3 protein-coding genes and 2 pseudogenes are annotated in these 2,978 nt (G+C 65.2%); 1 reads left to right on the forward strand and 4 read right to left on the reverse strand.

Annotation, left to right across the window (positions count from 1 at the left end; genetic code table 11):
* Positions 1-383: pseudogene (locus tag MOV75_RS32830) on the forward strand (TetR/AcrR family transcriptional regulator); the annotation flags it as partial.
* A 2-nt stretch (positions 384-385) separates the two neighbouring features.
* Here MOV75_RS32830 and MOV75_RS32835 read toward each other — a convergent pair.
* The 4 genes and pseudogenes from MOV75_RS32835 to MOV75_RS32850 all read right to left on the reverse strand — a co-directional run.
* Complete coding sequence (locus MOV75_RS32835; protein ID WP_246918596.1) at positions 386-778, reverse strand: RidA family protein; 393 nt, start codon at positions 776-778, stop codon at positions 386-388.
* Between the two features lie 95 nt (positions 779-873).
* The gene (locus MOV75_RS32840) at positions 874-1,089 is read right to left on the reverse strand and encodes a hypothetical protein (RefSeq protein ID WP_246918593.1); all 216 of its coding nucleotides are present in this window, start codon (positions 1,087-1,089) and stop codon (positions 874-876) included.
* Between the two features lie 143 nt (positions 1,090-1,232).
* On the reverse strand, positions 1,233-2,462 hold the full coding sequence (locus MOV75_RS32845) for a CaiB/BaiF CoA-transferase family protein (RefSeq protein ID WP_246918570.1): 1,230 nt from the start codon (positions 2,460-2,462) through the stop codon (positions 1,233-1,235).
* 174 nt (positions 2,463-2,636) lie between these two features.
* Positions 2,637-2,978 (reverse strand): annotated as a pseudogene (locus MOV75_RS32850) (MFS transporter); the annotation flags it as partial.

Here is a 2,978-nt window from a genome sequence, read left to right on the forward strand (position 1 = left end):
GGCCGACGCTGCGCGGCTGCCTCGGTCCCGAGAACCAGCGCTCGACCGCGGCGCGCTTCATGATCCGCGCCTCGATCGAATCCGTGCCGCCGATCCGCCGCATCAAGAACCGCGAGATCGACCATTTGCGGAAATTCGCCGGCGCGATGCGCCGCGCCCTGCCCGAGCGCAGCGACGTCGATATCTACTGGGGCCTCAACTTCGCGCTGGCGATGGCGCACCACACCATCCGCGAGAGCGAGCGGCTGACGAAACTGTCGGAAGGCAAATGCGATCTCGACGACGTCGAGGACGTCGTCGCGCGCGTGGTCAGCGTGGCGACGATGGCGCTGACGGCGGGCAAGGCGGAGACGAAGGCGCCGTCAAGGGTGGCGGCGCGGTAACCTCATGTCATCGCGATGCAGTCGATCTCGACATCGAAGGGGCCGAACCATTCCGGCGTGCAGACGAAGATCCGCGCCGGCGGATCGATTGGGAAATAACGCGCATAGACCGCGTTGAACGCGGCGAAATGCTTGGTCGAGGTGCTGTAGACGCTGCACTTCATGACGTTGTCGAGGCAGGCGCCGGCCGCCTGCAGGCAAAGTTTCATCTGCTCCAAGATCAGTTCGCTCTGCCGCTCGATCGGCACTTCCGCGATCTCGCCCGTCTCGGGGTCGAACGGCGGCAGGCCGGCAACGAAGATCATGTTGCCGGCGCGCGTCACCGGCGAGACCGGTGCGTTGCGACGGTCGAGAAACGTCGAGATCGGTTCGACGCGGAGCGCTTCGCGTTTCATGGCAACCACCTTCGGTGCGAGCGAGACTGACCGTTGACTACATTATTCTGCAGCCGGCATGCTTCGCTTTTGATCGAAGTGTAGTTGCCGCGAGTTTAGGCCCGCTGAGGCATCTCCTCGGCCTCTTCCTTGGCGAGCAGCAGCAGCATCTCGATGCCCATCTCGCCTTCCTGCGGCGAGCGGATGAACTTGATTTCCTCGGCACTCCGCCGCAGTGCGGCAACGATGGCGACGGCCTGATTGGCGGTAGCCGCCTCGGTCGCCAGAATTGCCTTCTGGTCCTTCGCCTGGAACCCGATCGTGTAGGACATTCACTTCCCTCCCGGACTCACGTGAAGGGATCGAACCAGACTCGCGCGGGGAACGGAAGCCTGTGCGACTACGGACCGGGATTATCTGGGGATTGCCCGCAAGCCCCAGGCAAGCCCGGGGATCGCGCGCGGCTTCGTCAAAGCTAGATGATCCCCTGCTGCTTCAGCGTCTCGATCTTCTCCGCATCATAGCCGAGCTTGCCGCCGAGCACTTCCTTGGTGTGCTCGCCGAGCAGCGGCGGAGCGCGATATTCGGTGATCGGAGTGCCCGAGAGGGTCAGCGCGTTGCGGATCAGCGAGAGATCGGGCTCGAACTTGTGCTGCGTCTTCACCCGCATGCCGCGCGACTGGACGTGCGGATCGGAAAACACCTGCTCGAAATTGTTGATCGGCCCCGAGGGCACGCCGGCCTCCTCCAGCTTCTCCAGCCAGTAGGCCACCGGCTGCTTCAGGAACAGGCCGGCGAAGATCGCCATGATCTCCTTGCCGTGCACGACGCGGTCGTTGTTCCTGATGAAGCGCTTGTCGTTGGCGAGCTCGGGCTCGCCGAGCACGGCGCAGGTGCGCTGGAACTGGCCGTCATTGCCGACCACCAGCATCAGCTCGCCGTCGGTGCAGCGGAACACGCCGGCCGGCATGCCGCCATTGCCCCAGGTACCGCGGCGCGGCGGGGTCTTGCCGTTGACGAGGTAGATCTGCAGCCAGTGCGACAGCGATGCGATGACGGTGTCGAACAGACAGACGTCGATATGCTGCCCCTGCCCGCCGTTGACGTCGCGATGGTAGAGCGCCGAGAGAATCCCGATCGAGGTGTTCATGCCGGTCATGTAGTCGACGATCGACGGGCCGACCTTCATCGGGCCCTCGCCCGGCTCGCCGTCGATATGGCCGGTGACGCTCATCAGGCCGCCCATCGCCTGCAGGATGGCGTCATAGCCCGCGCGCGGCGCATAGGGACCGGTCTGGCCGAAGCCGGTCACCGAGCAATAGATGATGCCGGGGTTGATCGCCTTGATCGTCTCGTAGTCGAGGCCGTACCGCTTGAGGTCGCCGACCTTGTAGTTCTCCATGAAGACGTCGACGTCCTTGGCGAGCTCGCGAATGATGGCCTGCCCCTCGGGCTTGGCGATGTTGACCGTGACCGACTTCTTGTTGCGGTTGGCGCAGAGGTAGAAGGAATTGTTGTTGTTGGCCTTCCCATCCGGATCGGTCAGGTAGGGCGGCCCGAACGCGCGCGCGTCGTCGCCGGTGCCCGGCCGCTCGATCTTGATCACCTCCGCACCGAGGTCGCCCAGCATCTGGGCCGACAACGGCCCGGCGAGGACGCGCGTGAGGTCAAGGATCTTGATGCCTGAAAGCGGCAGGGCCGACATGTCGATTTCCTCCGGGAACTGGATCTTGGCGCGGCGGCTCGAAGCGGCGCTCCCTGCGGATACACCATTTTGGCGCGCTGAGCACTGCACTGGCGGCATACGGCCATCTCCTGCCGGGGACGGAAGGCAATTGCCGTCCGCAACTTTCCGCGCCGCGAATATAGCCTGATCGGCTCAGGTCAGCGCCGCCGCCACCACCCGCGGCCGTCGCCGGCCGAGCAGGACCAGGATCAGCACCGTCGCGCAGGAGCAGACGAAGGTGAGACCGAGCGCGCCGCGGCTGCCGAACTGGGTGAGCAGGCCGACGAGGAGCGGCGGCGAGATCGCGGAGGCGAGATTGAGCGGCAGCGCGATCATCGACATCGCCTTGGCGAATTCCGCCTGGTCGTAGAACACGAGCGGGATGGTGGCCCGCGCCACCGCCATCGCGCCGCTGCCGGCGCCGTAGAGCAGGATGAAGACCGCGACGGCCCAGGTCGCGCCCTCGCTCAGCATCAGCAGCAGCATCGCCAATGG

It is taken from the genome of Bradyrhizobium sp. PRIMUS42, assembly GCF_023006515.1.
In the GTDB taxonomy this organism is placed as follows: domain Bacteria; phylum Pseudomonadota; class Alphaproteobacteria; order Rhizobiales; family Xanthobacteraceae; genus Bradyrhizobium.